Consider the following 17,223-nt stretch of genomic DNA (forward strand, 5'->3'; position numbering starts at 1 on the left):
ACTAATACGTAAAATATTATGAATACAAAAGTGCAAATAAAGCCATTACCAATATTAGTAATGCTATTACTAATATTACAAACACAGGCACAAACTATCAATACGGGAGAAATGGTCATATTGCCAAATACTCAAGTAAGTATTATTAATGATTTTAATAATACCACAAGTGGGAATATGCTTAATGACGGTGAGCTATTTATTTATGCAAATTTTAATAACGATGGCACGATAGATTTTATTAACGAAGGCCTTACAAGCTTTCAAGGTAATGTGGTACAACAAATTACAGGTATTCAAGAAAGCTTTTTTTATAATGTTTTATTCTCTAATACAAGTACAGCAGTACCATTTCAACTATCTGGTAGCATCAATATAGATAACGAAAGTGAGTTTGATGAAGGTATTGTCGATAATAGTAATTTTGGTGGAACCTTCACTTTTCTTAGAGATGCAGATCATGTTGCTACCAGTGATATTAGCTATATAGATGGCGAAGTAGTAAAAGTAGGAGATACCAGTTTTGAATTTCCTGTAGGCAATGGCGGGTTTTACAACCCAGTGGCTATGAATGCACCTAACTTACCAACAGATACTTATACTGCGCAATATTTTTTAGAGAATAGTAATGCAACCAATCCACATAATTTGGCGGCTGGTATTATAGAGCAAATTGATGATACAGAATATTGGGTAATAGATAGAACCAGTGGAAGTTCTGATGCAATAATAACTCTAAGATGGGATGCTGATACATCACCCACATTTATTAATAATGCAGATCCAGATGCTATACATATAGTACGATGGGACGATGCTTTAGGGTTTTGGATAGACGAAGGTGGTATTCCAGATGCCGCTAACCAAACCATTACAACCATAGCACCAGTTACGGGTTATGGTGTGTTTACACTGGCGACAGTAAAAACAGATTTAGTCTTACCAGATGATTTGGTTATTTACACAGCTGTATCTCCTAATAGTAATAGCAAAAATGATTTTTTCTTTATAGATGGCATTGACCGTTACCCTAATAATACGGTTAAAATTTTTAATCGTTGGGGTGTGGAAGTATATAAAACAACAGGATACAATGAAACAGATAATGTATTTAAAGGGTATTCTGATGGGCGTTTAACTGTTAGCAATTCAGAATTGCTTCCAACAGGCACTTACTATTATGTTTTAGAATATGAATTTCCAGGAAATGCATCTATACCTGCACAGCGTGTAAAAAAGGCAGGATTTCTATATATAGCATCAAATTAGACTTAAAAATATAAAATACAATCAATGTTAAATAGAGAATTTATGATCATCTATAAGAATAAAAATATAAAATGGCTAGTATTTATGATGCTACTTTCATTACCCGTACTGGCACAACAAAATCCACAGTTTACTCAGTATATGTATAATACAGCTACAATTAATCCTGCTTATGCTGGTAGTAGAGGTTTACTTAGTATTACTGGTATTTACAGAAGTCAGTGGGTAGGGCTAGAAGGTGCACCAAAAGTAGCACAGTTTTCTTTAAATACGCCTATTGGAGTAAATGGAGTTGGTCTGGGATTTTCAGTTTATAATGAAGAGATAGGCCCTTCTATTGAAAATAATATAGCTATAGACTATTCATATACCATACCATTTTCTGATAAAGACACTAAATTTAGTTTTGGTTTAAAAACAGGCTTTCAGCTATTAGATGTAGATTATAATAAATTATTAATTTATAATCCTACCGAGCCCGTTTTTCAAACGAATATAGAAGATAGGTTTCAACCCATCATTGGGGTTGGTACCATGCTACATACAGATAAATGGTATGTAGGTTTATCAGTTCCTAATGTTTTAAATACAGAGCATTATGATAATAGCACTATATCTACAGCTTCAGAGCGTATACATGTATTTGTAACAGGAGGGTATGTTTTCGATTTAAACGATATGTGGAAGTTTAAACCAGCATTCTTAACAAGTATAGTGTCTGGTTCACCTCTGGGTGTTGATGTGTCAGCAAATTTTTGGTATAACCAAAAACTCACACTGGGAGCAGCTTATAGGGTAGATGCTGCAATTAGTGCTTTGGCTGGTTTTCAAGTAACAGATCAGTTAATGGTGGGATATGCGTACGATACAGATACTACAGATTTAGGACGATATAATGACGGATCTCATGAAGTTTTTCTGAGATGGGAGCTGTTTACCAGAACTCGTAATAAAATATCACCAAGATTCTTTTAGTGATTCTGCGTTTTAAACTAATTATTAATAAGTAGTAATAAAAAAGTATAAAAATATGAAAATTAATACGTTAAAATTTAAACAAGTTTTAGTATTGTTTATGGTATTTCAATATAGTTTTGCTCAGCCTAAAAATGCTAAATTGGTTCGTGCAGATAAAAAGTATAATGAGCATGAATATATAAATGCAACCGATATATATTTAAGCGTAATAAAATCTGGCTATGAATCAGAAGAAGTATTCCAAAAGCTTGGAAACACTTATTATTTTAATGCAAACTATGAGGAAGCACAAAAGTGGTATGAAGCATTGATGCAGTTAAATGCCACACCAGAAGATCCCATTTATTTATTGCGTTATTCGCAAACACTTAAATCATTAGGTAAGAATAAAGAATCTGAAGCCATATATAACACGTTTTTAAAACGATTAGAAGATGAAGATTTAAAATTTTCTACAGCAAAGAGCTATTTGGAGATTATCCAAGAAAATTCTAACCGTTACAAAATAGCACCAGCAAGTATAAATACAGAAGCAAGCGAATACGGAGGAACTGTTATAAATAACAAATTTGTATATGCTACAGCGCAACGTTCTGGAGGATTTTCAAAAACCATAGATAATTGGACAGGAAAGCATTTTTTAGACTTTTGGGAGGCTAATTTTAATGAAGATGGTACCTTAGGAAAAGGTCGTAAGATGAAAAATGGATTAAACTCAAGATTTCATGAATCATCAGTAGTGTATACTAAAGATGGCAATACGGTGTATTTCACTAGAAGTAGCAATACTTCTAAAACAGAAAAAGGGAAAAGTCAAAATAAAAACCTAAAGATTTACAGAGCTACAAAACAAGATGATGGTGATTGGGGGAATATTGAAGACTTATCTATAAACGGGGATACATACTCTACAGCTCACCCTGCATTAAGTCCAGATGAAAATATACTGTATTATACATCAAATCAACCAGGAGGTTTAGGAGAAACAGATATTTATATGGTAACAATAAATAGTAATGGATCATTTAATAAGCCAAAAAATATGGGATCGGCTGTAAATACTAAAGGTAGAGAGTCTTTTCCATTTATTAGTAAAGACTATGAATTGTATTTTTCTTCGGATGGGCATTACGGATTAGGAGGTTATGATGTTTTCTATATAGATCTTAAACAAAAAGTACCACAAATGATAAATGTTGGAACACCAATTAATAGCACTGTAGACGATTTTGCTTTTTTTATCAATAATGAAACAAAAAAAGGAGGATTTAGCTCCAATCGATTAAGCGGTCAAGGATCAGACGATATTTATATGTTTGATGAACTTAAAAGTATTAAAGAAGCCACCAGAGCTATTTTAACAGGAACCGTTGAAGATGAAGATACCCAAGAGCTAATTGCTAACGCAACTGTAATTCTTAAAGATGATCAAGGTAATATTATAGATGAAGTTTTTACCAATACCAAAGGAGATTATAGTTTGGAGTATAACCGTTACTATAGCCATATTGTTGAAGCTAATAAAGAGAGTTATGTAGGCAATAATGAATTTATAAAAGCTAATATCGAAGCAAAAAAAGTAGTTAGAAATTTAAAGTTAAAACGAAATATAACGCCAATTAAAAATAATACAGACGTTACTGATGCTATTGATTTACAGCCTATATATTTCGATTTTAACAAGGAGACAATAAAAGAAGCATCAAAAATAGAATTAATGAAGGTTGTAGCCTTTATGAAGCAAAACCCAAATGTGAAAATTAAAGTGGGTTCTCATACCGATAGCCGCGGAAATGATGCATATAATTTAATCTTATCCGAGCGTAGAGCCGCAGCAACAACAAAGTTTATTATAAAACAGGGCATTGCAAAAAATAGAATAACAGGAGAAGGGTATGGAGAAAATCAATTAAAAAATAATTGTGGCAATGGTGTAAAATGTAGTAAAGAAGAGCACCTTTTAAATAGAAGAAGCGAGTTTATAATTATAAAGAAATAATTTCTATAAAAGTTATAATAAATACATAAACGATTCAAATATGTATTAAGCTAAAAAGTGGTTTATATTTTATGAAAATGAATAAAGCTTTTAAACATTTCTATATTATGTGTTAACCAATCCCACTGTTATATTTTCGATTTTTTAAAAAAGAAATCAAATGGCCATGGATGATAGATCAAGAGAATCTATAATTAGAAATAAAAAATCTCATTTGTCTAATATTTCTAATGGATCTGAATCGAAAGAGCATCATAACCTAGTTCTGGTAGATGATATGTATCTTTTAAATGTCCCGATAGAATGGGAAGAATATGAAAGTGATAGATTTAGAATGAGAAATTCAGAAGAAACACTATTGTTTTCTGCAATCCATTACAAAAAAAGAATACCAAAAGGTAATGATTTTATGGTTGATGATTTGAAAGCTGAAGTACAAACAGTTTTTAAGAAGCTTAAAGAAGAAGGTTGTTATATACCAGTACCAGATCTAATTATGGAAAATAATTATGTATACCAGGCATTTAAAATTGGAGAAGAGGTACAATATTTTTTCTACACGTTCTGTAAATCGTCGGAAGAGCTTATTCAGATAAGATTGAACATAAGAGAGATAGGAGCTTATAAGACGGTAATTAGAGATACTTTGCTTGAGATAGGGAGTAGTATAAGAATGGTTAGATAAACAATATTTATGCTATTATTTTAAGCCGAAGTTTGGTACGCCGTAGCAATCGTATAGTTAAAATTGGAGTTTTTAAAGGTAACTACATGACAAATGAATTTTATTAATTTTTTAAAAAATATAAGTATGAATATATTAAAAATCATAAAAACACAAATAGCAAATTTTTAAAAATTTAGCTTAAAGCTACTTGCTTATTTTAACGTTCTTTTTTAAACACAATGTATTATTAGACTTCCTAATATAAATCTAAATTTCGCTAATGAGTCTACATACTGCAATAGTTATTGATGATCATGAGGATACAGTCGAGCTTTTAAAACTTTGTTTGAAAAAATATTGTCATAGTATAAAAGAGGTCTATGGGTCTACAGATGTACAAGATGGTTTTCATAAAATACAGGAGTACGAACCAGATATTATTTTTTTAGATGTTATGATAGGTGAAGACACGGCTTTTAATCTTTTAGATAATTTAGGAAAGATTGATAGCGAAATTATTTTTATAAGCTCGTTTAAAGAGTTCGCTCTAAAAGCTATAGATTATGAAGTGTCTAATTATTTATTAAAACCAATAGATATTAAAAAATTGGTAATAGCGGTAAGAAAAGTCTCTGAAAAACTTAAAACTAAAGTTTATATGAAAGAGTTATTACAGAATGAAATTGAATTAAAAGATTTCAACAATTTAAAAGATTATAGCAATAAAAGTGTTATTGCCATAGCATCTACAGCAAAGATAGAGCTAATAAAAGTTGAAGATATTATTTTTTGTGAGGCAGAACGTAGTTATACAATTTTGTATCTCAAAGACGGTACATCTAAAGTTTCCAGTAAAAACCTATTAGAGTACGAAAATTTGCTTGTACCAAAAGGTGCTTTTTTTAGAATTCACAGAAAATACCTGGTTAACTTACATATGATAGAAAATATTAACAAATCAGCAGGGAATTATTGCGAAATGATCAATAAAAAGTCATTACCGATTTCAAAACGAAAACGAGAAAAATTATTCAAATTTTTAGGAATAGCATAATAGTAATAATATAGAAAACAATTAGCACTTCTATACTGTTTAAACGGGGGTATTAAATTAGGGTTGAAAGTCTCTTTTGGCTGGAGAAATTTTCGTGAAAAATGATTAATTATATTCATGTATATAGAAATTATAATAATTTAAAAAGCATATGGAAAAAATAAGACTGACAAATGAAGAAACATATTACCTGAGGTTATTGGTCCATAATTTTGATGATGATCATATTTTAAATTTTCTTAAAATAGATAAAGAAAGATTAAACTACATTAAAAGACGGTTAAGGTTTAAATTCGAAACAAAAAACTGGGTTACTATAATTGAAAAAGCTTTTGAACTTGAAATTTTAAATAAACAGGATTTTGTTGACCCAGTAATAAAGAAAATAGCATTACGCTATACATCAAAAATTGTAAATGATTTTAAAAATAGCTCTAATAAATATAACTTAGATAAAAGGCTTCTATTAGATTTTGATGAGTCTTGCAATGCCCTTTTATCTGAAGCAACTAAAATTAATTTAAAATAATGGAATATTATATACTAAAATTGTTTAGCAATAAAGAACTAGAGTATTTGCGCTTGAAATATCAAGGTGCAAATGAAGAAGAAATAGCTAAAGAATTACAGTTTAAATACAAAAGAGAACATTCAAATATGGAGACTATAATTTTGAACAAACTTTCTGTTAATAATTGGTACAATGCCTTTAGAAAAGCTTTTAACTTACAATTGCTTAATAGAAAAGACTTTCTTTCTATAGATATAAAAGAAGAGGTCTCTGTTTTTTCTACAAAAATCAAAGATGCATTATTGTCTAAAGAACTAAATGAAAAAGAAAAAGAGCTTAAAGTTTATTTAATGCTACTGTCTTTTTACAGTAAGATAGAGTATAATTGTTTGTTAAAAAACTAGAATAAATAGTTTTGGTGTATTTTTGAAGGCGGCTCTAAAAAGTTTAAAAACTGTATCATTTTGAGTCTTTTGGCTTCGCTCAAGATAGGCTAAAGTCGAAAAATTTCATGATGCTGATAAACAGATGTTTAATTTTAAGAAATGTTTCACTTTCATTCAGAATGATATTTTTTTAAACCCAAAAAAATTAGTTAATAATTTCAACATTTCTTATATAAACATTTTTGTCAGGCCAGTCACCATCATCCGTTTCAACCGCAGCAATTTTATCTACAACATCCATTCCTTTTATAACTTTACCAAAAATGGTATAGTCACCATCTAAAAAATGAGCACCACCTTTTTGCTGCACTATAAAAAACTCAAAAGGAGATGCTAACTTATAAGGATTGTTAATTTCGCTGCTAGGCATCGATACAACACCTCTATCATGTTTAAAGCCACGTTTGGTATCTGGGGGTAATAAATATCTTCCAATATGTGAACGTTTTTTAGCGGTCTTTTTATCGTCACTATTACCAGCTTGTACTATATAATTATTAATAACCCTGTAAAATTGTGTGTCATTAAAATATTTTTGTTTCGTTAAAAAAATAAAGTTAGAACGATGAAATTTTGTTTCATTAAATAATAAAATATCAATAGTCCCGAAATCTGTAGTGATGCGTACTTTATTTTCTTTGTGATGCTTATCATATTCCAGAAAAAAAGCCATAGCACTTTTAGAATTCAACTTAGGGAACTCTCTCTCTGGTTCTATAATAGTATCCTTTTTTATTTCTTTTTTCTCCTTTTTTGTAACCGTAGTTTTAGGAATAACTTTCTTTTTAGTTTGTTTATCTTCACAATTCAGAAATAAAAAAAATAGACATAAAATAAAAACAAGTCTCATAGATATGAATTTTGATGAATTTTTAAAATTGACTTCAAAAGTAAAGAATATACAGCTTCCAGCCGAATCGTCTCACTTTAAAATGGTTCCACCTTTCCGAAGAGCGCTTATGAAAAAACAAAAAGAAGCCATAAAAAAAGCTAAAAGAGCAGGTGTATTGGCACTGTTTTATCCAGATAAAAATAAACAGACAAAATTTGTTCTTATTCTAAGAAAAACATACAAAGGAGTTCATTCTGCACAAGTTGCATTTCCCGGTGGGAAGCTAGAAAAGCAAGATGTATCGTTAGAAGCAGCTGCGTTAAGAGAAGCTTTTGAAGAAGTGGGAGTGCCTATAGAAACCATTGAAGTTATTCGAGAATTATCTCAAGTTTATATTCCGCCAAGCAATTTTTATGTGCAACCTTTTTTGGGAATTACTAAAACAACACCAAGCTTTATTAAGCAAGATGATGAAGTTGAGGCTATTATTGAAATAGATTTGCAGCATTTTTTAGATGACAGTGTGTTGATAAATAAGCAAGTGTCGACTTCTTATAGTGTTGAGGTAGAAGTTCCTGCATTTAAATTGAACGAACATGTAGTTTGGGGAGCTACTGCCATGATGCTAAGTGAAATTAAAGACTTGTTAAAACAATACACGTAATTTAATAGTTTTGTTACTTTTGCATCTACCAACCAATTTTGACGCGTGATTTATGGGATTGTTTAAAAGAAATCCATTCGGACATATATTAATTATAAAAAAATGGCTCATAAGAATTCTGGGTGCAATGACACATAGGCGCTTTAGAGGATTTAATGAACTACAAATAGAAGGTTCTGAAATTATTAAAAGCTTACCAGATACGAATGTATTATTTATTTCAAATCATCAAACATACTTTGCAGATGTTGTATCCATGTTTCACGTCTTTAATGCTAGTTTAAGTGGCCGTGAAGATTCTATTAAAAATGTTGGATACCTGTGGAATCCTAAGTTGAATATTTATTATGTAGCAGCCAAAGAAACCATGAAAGCTGGACTGCTGCCAAAAATATTAGCTTATGTTGGTTCTATTAGTATTGAACGTACTTGGAGGTCTGAAGGACAAGACGTGAATAGACAAGTTAAGATGAGCGATATTTCTAATATAGGTAAAGCATTAGATGATGGTTGGGTTATAACCTTTCCACAGGGTACTACAACCCCATTTAAACCTATTAGAAAAGGAACAGCTCATATTATTAAGCGATATAAACCCATTGTAGTGCCTATTGTTATTGACGGATTTAGGCGTTCTTTCGATAAAAAAGGATTGCGTATTAAAAAGAAAAATATTTTGCAGTCTTTTGAGATTAAAGCGCCTTTGGATATTGATTACGATAATGAATCTACTGACGATATTGTTAAAAAAATTGAATATGCTATCGAACAACATCCATCTTTCTTAAAAGTGATCCCTCAAAAAGAATTAGAAGCGCTCGAAGAACTTAACAAAAAGCGTGAGTGGTAACCCTTCTGAAGAAACATACCATAAAGAAATTTACGCAGAAATAATTGAAAAAATGCAAGATATTTCCAGTGTGCATAGATATTGAACCTTATTATGTTATTAGGTAGAAGAGATACCGCTAGCTTGTAAAAATAGATCTAAAGAAGATTTAGCTAATATGATTAGAGGTGTTGAAAATGGTCATTTGTGCATTCGTTTAGAGATAGGCATATATAAAAAATTTAGTATTACAGAATATTTTATTGAGGGGCTAAAACATATGCTCAAACTCCAGCATTTTTTACAGGATGTATCGTATGCCTCATTATTTAATTCAACAATTCAGAATTACCGAGGATCAATTCTATTTTTTTCAGAATTACAGTGATCTGATTCATTTGTGTTTCTATATTTCTAAAATAGATGCTAATATCTCTGTTAACCCAACTTTCGGAAATAACCCTTGCGCCCAAACTAATTCTTAACACAGCACTTTGAAAATCATTACCATATTTTACATTAACTGCTTGCCCTATATGACATTTTTGAGCAGCAAGCCTAATGATTTCTAAAGAAGATCCTTCGAATTGATCGGATATATCTGAATTCAATAATGTATAGAGTTTCTTTACATCATTAAGAGGTAATACGTTATTATTTTTGAGGATAAAAAAAGGGAAAATGGTTCGAATATTTCTAAGTCCAAATTCTTCACTGTTATAAGTATTAATTTTTGTTTCATTTCCAAAAAGTGGTTCTAAAAAAGTAGAATCTTTAATAGAGTCTTCAACAAAATTGCAAAACATCTCAATTCCTAAATTTCTATATAAAACAGGTGTTTTATAATACCTGTCTATTTCAGTTATAGCAGCATTCCAGCGCATATATGAGCCATAATTAAATCCATCGGATAAATTTTTAGAACAGAACCATGATGTTGGCCAATCTGAATGATTGTAATAATTGGTTAAACCTTTTGGTAAAGTGTTTTTTACAGAATTAATTGATTTACTAACATTTTCAGGTACAATTAATGCACCCGAATAAGGAGGGCCTGTAAAGTATTTACTTCCGGTTATAGTAACAATATATCCTTTATTCAAATAATTTTGTATGTCTTTTGGATCTAACCTAAGTTGTGATCCGTCTACAATAATTTGTATTGATAAATTGTTAAGTGTATTCAACTTTTGAATCATTTCTTCACTAGGTGATTGATAGCCTAATTTTGATTGATCCATAGTATGCAATACGATATGTCTTCCTAATTCATTAGTTTCTGAAATGGCATTAAAAACCTCTGTATCTAATTGAAATGTGGGTTTTAATTCACCATTTTCACCCCTTAGAGGAATTTTAATCAAGTCAACGTCTCTAAACCCTTCAATTTTATCTCCTTTTTTAATCGGATAATTCAAAGCGGTGGTATTTTCAAAATGTTGCCCTTTTAATGCTGCAGGAACACCACTACCTGTTTCATCAGAAGCCACTAAAACATGCGTAATTTCTTTATCGGAAACAATTTGATTAATAGCTGCTATTTGAAGAGCAGAATCCGTACCCGATGGAGAAAAAATTATTTGACATCCATCATTTATGTTAAAGATTTTTCTAAGATTGTTTTTTAACGATTCTGAAAATTCGATGGTTGTGTTTTTAAAACCCCTTTTTAAGCTGTTCTGAATTAATATCGATCTAATTTTGTCTGTTTTATCAAAAGCAAAATTTGATACACTAGTTGCTGTTGATGAGGCAAAAGTAAATGCTTCTGGTCTTGGAAATGGTCGGCAACCATATTTATTCAACAATTCAAATTCGTCTATATTCAGTCTAAGATCACCACCAGACATTAATAAATATTCTGTTGGTTTTGCCAGGTTTTCAAGAATTGGTTTCCAGGATTCTTTAAATATGTTGTTTGAATTATTTAATCCATGAAAAGATTGTAGTTCTTTATATTTTGATAAAGATTCTGTGTTTAAATCTTCATTTTTTTTAATCAGATCAATTAAAAAATAATCAAGATTTTTTAATTTTTCTTTATCTTTTTTGGGTAATAAGTCATAAAATATTTGAGTAACTTTAAGAGCAGCCAGATCGCATAAAAGAGTATCGGATTTTTCTTTACCTAAAGCTTTATGCCAAAGTTGCCATTCAATACCATATCTTAAATAAATTAAAGCTAAAACAGGTTTTTCTAAAAATAGTGAACCAATTTTAATTGCTTTGTTAGGAACAATTATAAATAAATCTGGCTCAGTGTTAGAAGTGATAATATTTATGCTGTTTATCTTTGGTGCAGTATTAAATCTTTTTAAAACTCTAACCAGATAATTCACGTTTTCTTTTTCAAATAAACTGGTTCTATAGTATTGATTTTCAATAAGAATATTACTTGTCTTCATAAATATTTTAATTATAATTAATCATAGCTTCCTCTTTTATAAAAGCTGAATAAGCTTTATTTTTTCTTTTGGCATTAGATTTTCTACAAACATGTAAACCTACTAATTCTGTTTCATTAAAAACATGATTTATTTCATGATTTGTATATCCGCTTCCTCCATGTTCTTTAAAGCTTTTATTGTCAATAGGTATGTATTTAATATCATCAAAAAAGTGTGTGAATCATTCTAGTTGTTTTTGCCTCATAATCATTTAGTCTGGGTATTTGTCCCATCAAAATAATATTGTCTGAAATATAATAAGGTTCTTTTTTGAGAATTAACTTAAACTTTTGTTCAAAGTCATTTTTGCTTAGTTTTAGTTTGCTATTTGAATTATCATTCTTTATGAACCGTTTAATAAAAGCACCTAGATGGGTAATTAAAGTTTTATTATCAATATACTGTAGCCATTTCCATGATCCCAATGAACATATCTAAGAATAACCGTGTTAATTTCTTTCTAGAGATCAATACCAAGTGTCTTGGCGTTTTTAATATTTAACAAAACGATGGTAAACTTATCGTTAATAACTCCTGATAACTCCACTTCAAAAATCAGGTCAAAATTCCTATTTTGCACGTTACAATTATAAAGTAAAAAAGAGAATAAGGTGAAAGTCTGTATAGCAGAAAAACCAAGTGTGGCAAGAGAGATAGCTTCGGTTTTAGGAGCTAATTCCAAACGTGATGGTTATTACGAAGGCAATGGCTATGCAGTGACTTATACTTTTGGGCATTTATGTACACTAAAAGAGCCCAATGATTATAAACCATATTGGAAAAGCTGGGATTTAAATAACCTCCCCATGTTGCCCGAAAAATTTGAAACGAAAGTTGTTTCTAATTCAGGGATACAAAAGCAATTTGAAATTGTAAAAAGTTTATTTGATAAAGCTGATGTGGTTATAAATTGCGGGGATGCAGGTCAGGAAGGAGAATTGATTCAGCGTTGGGTAATGAATGAAGCAAATTACAAAGGCGAAGTAAAACGCCTATGGATTTCTTCATTAACTACAGAGGCTATCAAAGAAGGATTTGAAAATTTAAAACCTGCTGAAGATTACGATAACTTGTATTACGCAGGATTTTCTAGGGCTATTGGAGATTGGTTACTTGGAATGAATGCCACTAGATTGTACACGGTAAAACATGGAGGTTATAAGCAGGTATTGTCAGTTGGTCGGGTACAAACACCAACATTAGCAATGGTTGTTAACCGATTTAAAGAGATTGAAAATTTTAAACCCCAACCATATTGGGAATTGCAAACCTTATATAGAGAAACACTTTTTAGTTATGAAGAGGGGCGTTTTTTGAAAAAAGAAGATGGAGAAGCGTTGGCGAATAAAGTAAAGGAAAGCGATTTCGAAATACAATCTATTACAAAGAAAAAAGGAAAGGAATATGCACCAAAGCTTTTTGATTTAACAGGATTGCAAGTGTATTGTAATACGAAGTTTGGATTTTCGGCAGATGACACACTAAAGATTGTTCAGAAATTATATGAGCAAAAAGTCGTGACTTATCCTAGAGTAGATACCACTTTTTTACCAACTGATATATACCCAAAAGTATCTGGTATTCTTCAAAAGCTGACAAACTATTCAAAATTAACACAACCACTTCTAGGAAAAAAAATAAAGAAATCGCCCAAAGTTTTTAACGATAAAAAAGTAACCGATCACCATGCTATCATTCCAACGGGTATTCAGATTAATTTACAATATAACCAACAACAAGTTTACGATATTATAGTAAAGCGTTTTATAGCAGTTTTTTATGATGATTGTTTGGTTGCTAATACTTCCGTTATTGGTAAAGCTGCAGATGTGTCTTTTAAAACAACAGGAAAAGAGATTTTAGAAAAAGGATGGCGCATTGTTTTTGATACTTCAACTACGACGCTCAGTACGACAAAGGATAAATTATTACCATCGTTTGTTAAAGGAGAAAAAGGACCTCATGAGCCTTCGTTTTTAGAAAAAGAAACCAAACCACCTAATCAATATACAGAAGCTTCTTTATTACGTGCCATGGAAACAGCAGGTAAGCAAGTGGATGATGAAGACTTACGAGAATTGATGAAAGAAAATGGTATTGGAAGACCATCGACACGTGCCAATATTATTGAAACGCTTTTTAAAAGAAAATATATAAAACGTAATAAAAAGCAGGTTTTGCCTACTGTTACAGGGATACAGCTTATAGATACGATTCAGAACAATTTATTAAAATCTGCAGAACTTACTGGGTCTTGGGAAAAGCAACTAAAAGACATTGAAAAAGGAGCGTTCAGTGCAGGAGCGTTTATAAAGAATATGAAGCGTATGGTGGATGCTCTGGTATATGAGGTGAGAAGCGAAGCGAAGCGTGCTAATATATCTCATGCAGTAACCGTGAAAAATAGGGAAGCCAAAGCAATAAAAAAAGCAGCAGTTGGAATTACGGCAGAAACCTGTCCAAAATGCAAAAAAGGGCGTATTGTAAAAGGAAAAACAGCTTATGGTTGTAGTGGGTATAAATCGGGGTGTCATTTTGTGATGCCTTTTAGTTATGCTAATAAAAAGATTTCTGAGAAACAGTATATTAGATTGCTTCAAAAAGGATCTACGGTTAATTTAAAAGGTTTTAAAACGGATTCTGGTAAAGTGGAAGGTCTGCTTCGTTTTGATGAACGTTTTAATCTAAAATTAGAACCAAAAAAGACTTCCGCGAAAGCGAAACCTGGTGAATTAGCTTGTCCAAAATGCAAAAGAGGCACTGTTATTAAGGGGAGTACAGCGTATGGATGCAGTGATTATAAGTCGGGATGTGATTTTAAAGTGACTTTTGATGTTATTAGAGCTAAAATGAATGGACAGAAACCAACCAAAGAACTCGTTCATAGTATTTTAAATGGAAGTATCTAAAAGCGAGCATCGACATTTTGTGATTTATAAACCCTATGGTTATTTAAGTCAGTTTAAAAGTCATGATTCAAAACAGCAGTCGAAAAAGTTTTTAGGAGGACTTCATGGTTTTCCCGAAGGTATCATGGCTATTGGTAGATTAGATGAAAAATCAGAAGGTTTATTATTATTGACTACCGATGGTAAAATGAGTGATTTTGTTAATAGTCAAAAAGTAGAAAAAGAATATTATGCACAGGTAGACGGTATTATTACAGATGAAGCCATCAATCTATTAAGAGCTGGTGTGGAAATTGGTTTTGATGGTAAAAAATATCAAACCAGACCCTGTAAAGCTTCCAAATTAAATGAGATTCCAGATTTACCAAAGCGATCACAAAAAATCAGGGATGATAAGCATGGCCCAACATCATGGGTATCTATAACTTTAAATGAAGGGAAGTTTAGGCAGGTACGAAAAATGACTTCGGCAGTTGGCTTTCCTACATTGCGTTTAGTAAGAGTGAGAGTAGGGGATATTCTTATTAATACAATGCAAACAGGAGAGGTTGTTGAGGTAGATCAATTACTACTTTAGAATACTTTTATAATGAGTATAATAGTTAATATTAAAACACCTATTAAAACTAATTGAGCCAATTTATTTAAGTTTTGATGTTTCTTGTCGTAGTAAATATTACTTTTTTTGATAAAGTATATATAAGCAGCAATTGGGTATGTTCCTATAAAAATACTGCCGGCTTCTTGGCTTACTATTAAAGTAAGCGACGATCCAATAATAAAGCATGATATGCCTAAAATTAAATGAAACTTTTTAAAGAAAGGAATGTAATTGTCAATATCAAATTTTGCTCTCTCCTCCTTACTCATAGTATTATAACCAGAAAGAAGGTACTTTGCATTATTTATAGTGACTCCATAAGCTATAATAATAAATAAAGTACTAATTCCAATAATAATGTAGATCATTTAAAATTTACTTATTGAACTCGTTTAAACTTTTTGTTTTTAACCGAAAATGAGATGAAATTTATTCAGATGAGGCACTTTTTGCAAGGCATAGCAGAGCTACGCATAAGAAAAGTAACAAAATATGGGTAAATTTCGGCCATTTTTTAGGAAATAGAAAAAGTTTAAACGAGTTCATTGTTAAACTTCTAGTTTTTTTAACTCTTTATAGTTTCGATTAAGGCGCTTTAATAAAATACCATAAACAAGCCAATAGAACAATAATAAAATACCAATGGCAGCTGCTAAAAATAAAACAGCGACTATTATAAATATGGCGTAAAATTTAAAAACCTCTCCATTAGCGGAGGCTTGTTTTATTTGATCTATAAGAAGTTGATCTTGATTTAGCTCAACATATATAGCAACAAAAGTTGCTATCACCAGATAAATTAAGTTGAAAGCCACATACTGTTTTACTGTTTTTCTTGTTTTAAGAATGTTCTCCATAAGCACCTTTGCATTATCTGTAGTAGAAATTCTTCTGTAGTTTCTAAAAAACAAATAAAAGAAAAGGGCTAAAACAATGTATCCTATGACTATCAAGGGGATAAAAATAGCATCAGCATCAAACTGATCAAAACGTTTCAAACCCTCTGTATCTTTTAATAAAAAAGATATAAATGTCCAAAAAGCAAACTCTAACAAACTAATTATAAAAATCCATTTTACAATGGAAGATGATTTTTTTAAAATCATCTTATATATTTCGTTATATGTTAGCTTAGGATATTTATTGTCATCCTTATTCCAATCTTTCTTTAATAAATCTAATTCATCCATATGCTTACGGATTTAATATGGTTCTAAGTTTCGTTTTTATTCTATTCATCTTCACACGTGCATTCACTTCACTAATTCCCAAAGTTTCACTAATTTCTCTATAATCTTTATCTTCTAAGTATAAGAAAACAAGCGCTTTTTCAATATCATTTAATTGATGTACAGCTTTGTAAAGTATTTTTAGTTGCTCTTCTTCTGTATCATCATAATTTTCAGCTTTAATTTTAAATTCTACACCATTAAAATCTTGCGTATTAACTGTTCGCTTAGATTTTCTATAAAGCGTAATCGCTGTATTTAAACCTACTCTGTACATCCATGTACTAAATTTAGCGTCTCCTCTAAATTTTGGATATGCTTTCCAAAGTTGAATAGTTATTTCTTGAAATAAATCATTATGAGCATCGTAATTATTAGTATATAAGCGACATACCTTATGTATAATATTTTGATGCTTTTCTAGCAATTCAACAAAACTATGTTCTAGTTCTTTCTTCAATGTGATGGTTTAGTTACCATATAGGTAGCTTAAAATTTTAAAACGTTACACGTGTGTAAAAATAATATTTTAAATCATTAACATCAGACTAAAGACATCAGACTGCTCCGTTATTAGATTCTTGAATAAATATTTTGTTTTAACCGATTGATATACAGTAATTAATATGCGATTGTTTCCCGTAAATCAGCACTGCTGTCCGGAATAAATTTATTGAAAAAAGGCATATTGGTATTTAATTTTATTTTGTTGTCGTTTTCTAATTCTATTTTGATAATCCATTCTGTTTTTGACAGGTACAAACATTAAGGAACTGAGCTTTTCAACA

The 17,223-nt window shown here is 30.7% G+C and carries 16 protein-coding genes; 11 read left to right on the forward strand and 5 right to left on the reverse strand.

From position 1 onward, the window contains the following. The first annotated feature begins 18 nt into the window (after positions 1–18). The 7 genes from EM932_RS02825 to EM932_RS02855 all read left to right on the forward strand — a co-directional run bounded on the left by EM932_RS02825 (position 19) and on the right by EM932_RS02855 (position 6,882). A complete protein-coding gene (locus EM932_RS02825) occupies positions 19–1,269 on the forward strand; it encodes a gliding motility-associated C-terminal domain-containing protein (protein WP_246040854.1) in 1,251 nt (416 codons plus the stop codon). A 42-nt stretch (positions 1,270–1,311) separates the two neighbouring features. Beyond that, positions 1,312–2,244, forward strand: a complete 933-nt coding sequence (locus EM932_RS02830; RefSeq protein WP_135875316.1) for a PorP/SprF family type IX secretion system membrane protein — start codon at positions 1,312–1,314, stop codon at positions 2,242–2,244. A 55-nt stretch (positions 2,245–2,299) separates the two neighbouring features. Further along, positions 2,300–4,246, forward strand: a complete 1,947-nt coding sequence (locus EM932_RS02835) for an OmpA family protein (RefSeq protein WP_135875276.1) — start codon at positions 2,300–2,302, stop codon at positions 4,244–4,246. 166 nt (positions 4,247–4,412) lie between these two features. After that, complete coding sequence (locus tag EM932_RS02840) at positions 4,413–4,931, forward strand: hypothetical protein (protein ID WP_135875278.1); 519 nt, start codon at positions 4,413–4,415, stop codon at positions 4,929–4,931. Between the two features lie 262 nt (positions 4,932–5,193). Beyond that, on the forward strand, positions 5,194–5,967 hold the full coding sequence (locus EM932_RS02845) for a LytR/AlgR family response regulator transcription factor (RefSeq protein ID WP_135875280.1): 774 nt from the start codon (positions 5,194–5,196) through the stop codon (positions 5,965–5,967). 151 nt (positions 5,968–6,118) lie between these two features. After that, complete coding sequence (locus tag EM932_RS02850) at positions 6,119–6,496, forward strand: hypothetical protein (protein ID WP_135875282.1); 378 nt, start codon at positions 6,119–6,121, stop codon at positions 6,494–6,496. Further along, positions 6,496–6,882 carry a hypothetical protein gene (locus EM932_RS02855; RefSeq protein ID WP_135875284.1) on the forward strand — a complete coding sequence of 129 codons (387 nt, stop codon included), beginning with the start codon at positions 6,496–6,498 and terminating at the stop codon, positions 6,880–6,882. The genes EM932_RS02850 and EM932_RS02855 overlap by 1 nt, the downstream gene beginning before the upstream one ends. Before the next feature lie 187 nt (positions 6,883–7,069). Here the strand turns inward: EM932_RS02855 and EM932_RS02860 are convergent, their stop codons facing one another. Continuing rightward, entirely contained in the window at positions 7,070–7,774 is a 705-nt protein-coding gene (locus EM932_RS02860; protein ID WP_135875286.1) for a peptidylprolyl isomerase, read from the reverse strand. Between the two features lie 4 nt (positions 7,775–7,778). On the opposite strand from EM932_RS02860, the gene EM932_RS02865 reads away from it, so the two are divergent. Further along, the gene (locus tag EM932_RS02865; RefSeq protein ID WP_135875288.1) at positions 7,779–8,420 is read left to right on the forward strand and encodes an NUDIX hydrolase; all 642 of its coding nucleotides are present in this window, start codon (positions 7,779–7,781) and stop codon (positions 8,418–8,420) included. Between the two features lie 52 nt (positions 8,421–8,472). Then, positions 8,473–9,270 carry a lysophospholipid acyltransferase family protein gene (locus tag EM932_RS02870; protein WP_135875290.1) on the forward strand — a complete coding sequence of 266 codons (798 nt, stop codon included), beginning with the start codon at positions 8,473–8,475 and terminating at the stop codon, positions 9,268–9,270. A 308-nt stretch (positions 9,271–9,578) separates the two neighbouring features. Here EM932_RS02870 and EM932_RS02875 read toward each other — a convergent pair whose 3' ends face one another. Further along, positions 9,579–11,654 (reverse strand): hypothetical protein, encoded by a 2,076-nt coding sequence (locus EM932_RS02875; protein ID WP_135875292.1) that lies wholly within the window; start codon positions 11,652–11,654, stop codon positions 9,579–9,581. Positions 11,655–12,307: 653 nt separating this feature from the next. Between EM932_RS02875 and EM932_RS02880 the strand changes: the two genes are divergently transcribed. Further along, positions 12,308–14,605 (forward strand): type IA DNA topoisomerase, encoded by a 2,298-nt coding sequence (locus EM932_RS02880; protein ID WP_135875294.1) that lies wholly within the window; start codon positions 12,308–12,310, stop codon positions 14,603–14,605. After that, the gene (locus EM932_RS02885) at positions 14,592–15,182 is read left to right on the forward strand and encodes a pseudouridine synthase (protein WP_135875296.1); all 591 of its coding nucleotides are present in this window, start codon (positions 14,592–14,594) and stop codon (positions 15,180–15,182) included. The genes EM932_RS02880 and EM932_RS02885 overlap by 14 nt, the downstream gene beginning before the upstream one ends. Here the strand turns inward: EM932_RS02885 and EM932_RS02890 are convergent. The 3 genes from EM932_RS02890 to EM932_RS02900 all read right to left on the reverse strand — a co-directional run bounded on the left by EM932_RS02890 (position 15,179) and on the right by EM932_RS02900 (position 16,895). Beyond that, positions 15,179–15,574: a DUF3784 domain-containing protein gene (locus EM932_RS02890; protein ID WP_135875298.1), complete on the reverse strand. Its 396-nt coding sequence runs from the start codon at positions 15,572–15,574 to the stop codon at positions 15,179–15,181. The two genes, EM932_RS02885 and EM932_RS02890, sit on opposite strands and share 4 nt — an antisense overlap. Before the next feature lie 180 nt (positions 15,575–15,754). Then, entirely contained in the window at positions 15,755–16,396 is a 642-nt protein-coding gene (locus EM932_RS02895; protein WP_135875300.1) for a hypothetical protein, read from the reverse strand. 4 nt (positions 16,397–16,400) lie between these two features. Continuing rightward, positions 16,401–16,895, reverse strand: coding sequence for an RNA polymerase sigma factor (locus EM932_RS02900; protein WP_135875301.1), 495 nt, complete (start codon positions 16,893–16,895; stop codon positions 16,401–16,403). Positions 16,896–17,223: the final 328 nt, after the last annotated feature.

The organism is Flavivirga rizhaonensis (genome assembly GCF_004791695.1).
Lineage (GTDB): Bacteria > Bacteroidota > Bacteroidia > Flavobacteriales > Flavobacteriaceae > Flavivirga > Flavivirga rizhaonensis.

What these genes read in the sequence shown, in the direction of transcription:
- EM932_RS02875 (WP_135875292.1), bottom strand. Translation starts at nt 11,654, where the DNA reads ATGAAGACAAGTAATATTCTTATTGAAAATCAATACTATAGAACCAGT.
- EM932_RS02895 (WP_135875300.1), bottom strand. Translation starts at nt 16,396, where the DNA reads ATGGATGAATTAGATTTATTAAAGAAAGATTGGAATAAGGATGACAAT.
- EM932_RS02830 (WP_135875316.1), top strand. Translation starts at nt 1,312, where the DNA reads ATGATCATCTATAAGAATAAAAATATAAAATGGCTAGTATTTATGATG.
- EM932_RS02865 (WP_135875288.1), top strand. Translation starts at nt 7,779, where the DNA reads ATGAATTTTGATGAATTTTTAAAATTGACTTCAAAAGTAAAGAATATA.
- EM932_RS02885 (WP_135875296.1), top strand. Translation starts at nt 14,592, where the DNA reads ATGGAAGTATCTAAAAGCGAGCATCGACATTTTGTGATTTATAAACCC.
- EM932_RS02825 (WP_246040854.1), top strand. Translation starts at nt 19, where the DNA reads ATGAATACAAAAGTGCAAATAAAGCCATTACCAATATTAGTAATGCTA.
- EM932_RS02850 (WP_135875282.1), top strand. Translation starts at nt 6,119, where the DNA reads ATGGAAAAAATAAGACTGACAAATGAAGAAACATATTACCTGAGGTTA.
- EM932_RS02845 (WP_135875280.1), top strand. Translation starts at nt 5,194, where the DNA reads ATGAGTCTACATACTGCAATAGTTATTGATGATCATGAGGATACAGTC.
- EM932_RS02860 (WP_135875286.1), bottom strand. Translation starts at nt 7,774, where the DNA reads ATGAGACTTGTTTTTATTTTATGTCTATTTTTTTTATTTCTGAATTGT.
- EM932_RS02870 (WP_135875290.1), top strand. Translation starts at nt 8,473, where the DNA reads ATGGGATTGTTTAAAAGAAATCCATTCGGACATATATTAATTATAAAA.
- EM932_RS02840 (WP_135875278.1), top strand. Translation starts at nt 4,413, where the DNA reads ATGGATGATAGATCAAGAGAATCTATAATTAGAAATAAAAAATCTCAT.
- EM932_RS02890 (WP_135875298.1), bottom strand. Translation starts at nt 15,574, where the DNA reads ATGATCTACATTATTATTGGAATTAGTACTTTATTTATTATTATAGCT.
- EM932_RS02855 (WP_135875284.1), top strand. Translation starts at nt 6,496, where the DNA reads ATGGAATATTATATACTAAAATTGTTTAGCAATAAAGAACTAGAGTAT.
- EM932_RS02835 (WP_135875276.1), top strand. Translation starts at nt 2,300, where the DNA reads ATGAAAATTAATACGTTAAAATTTAAACAAGTTTTAGTATTGTTTATG.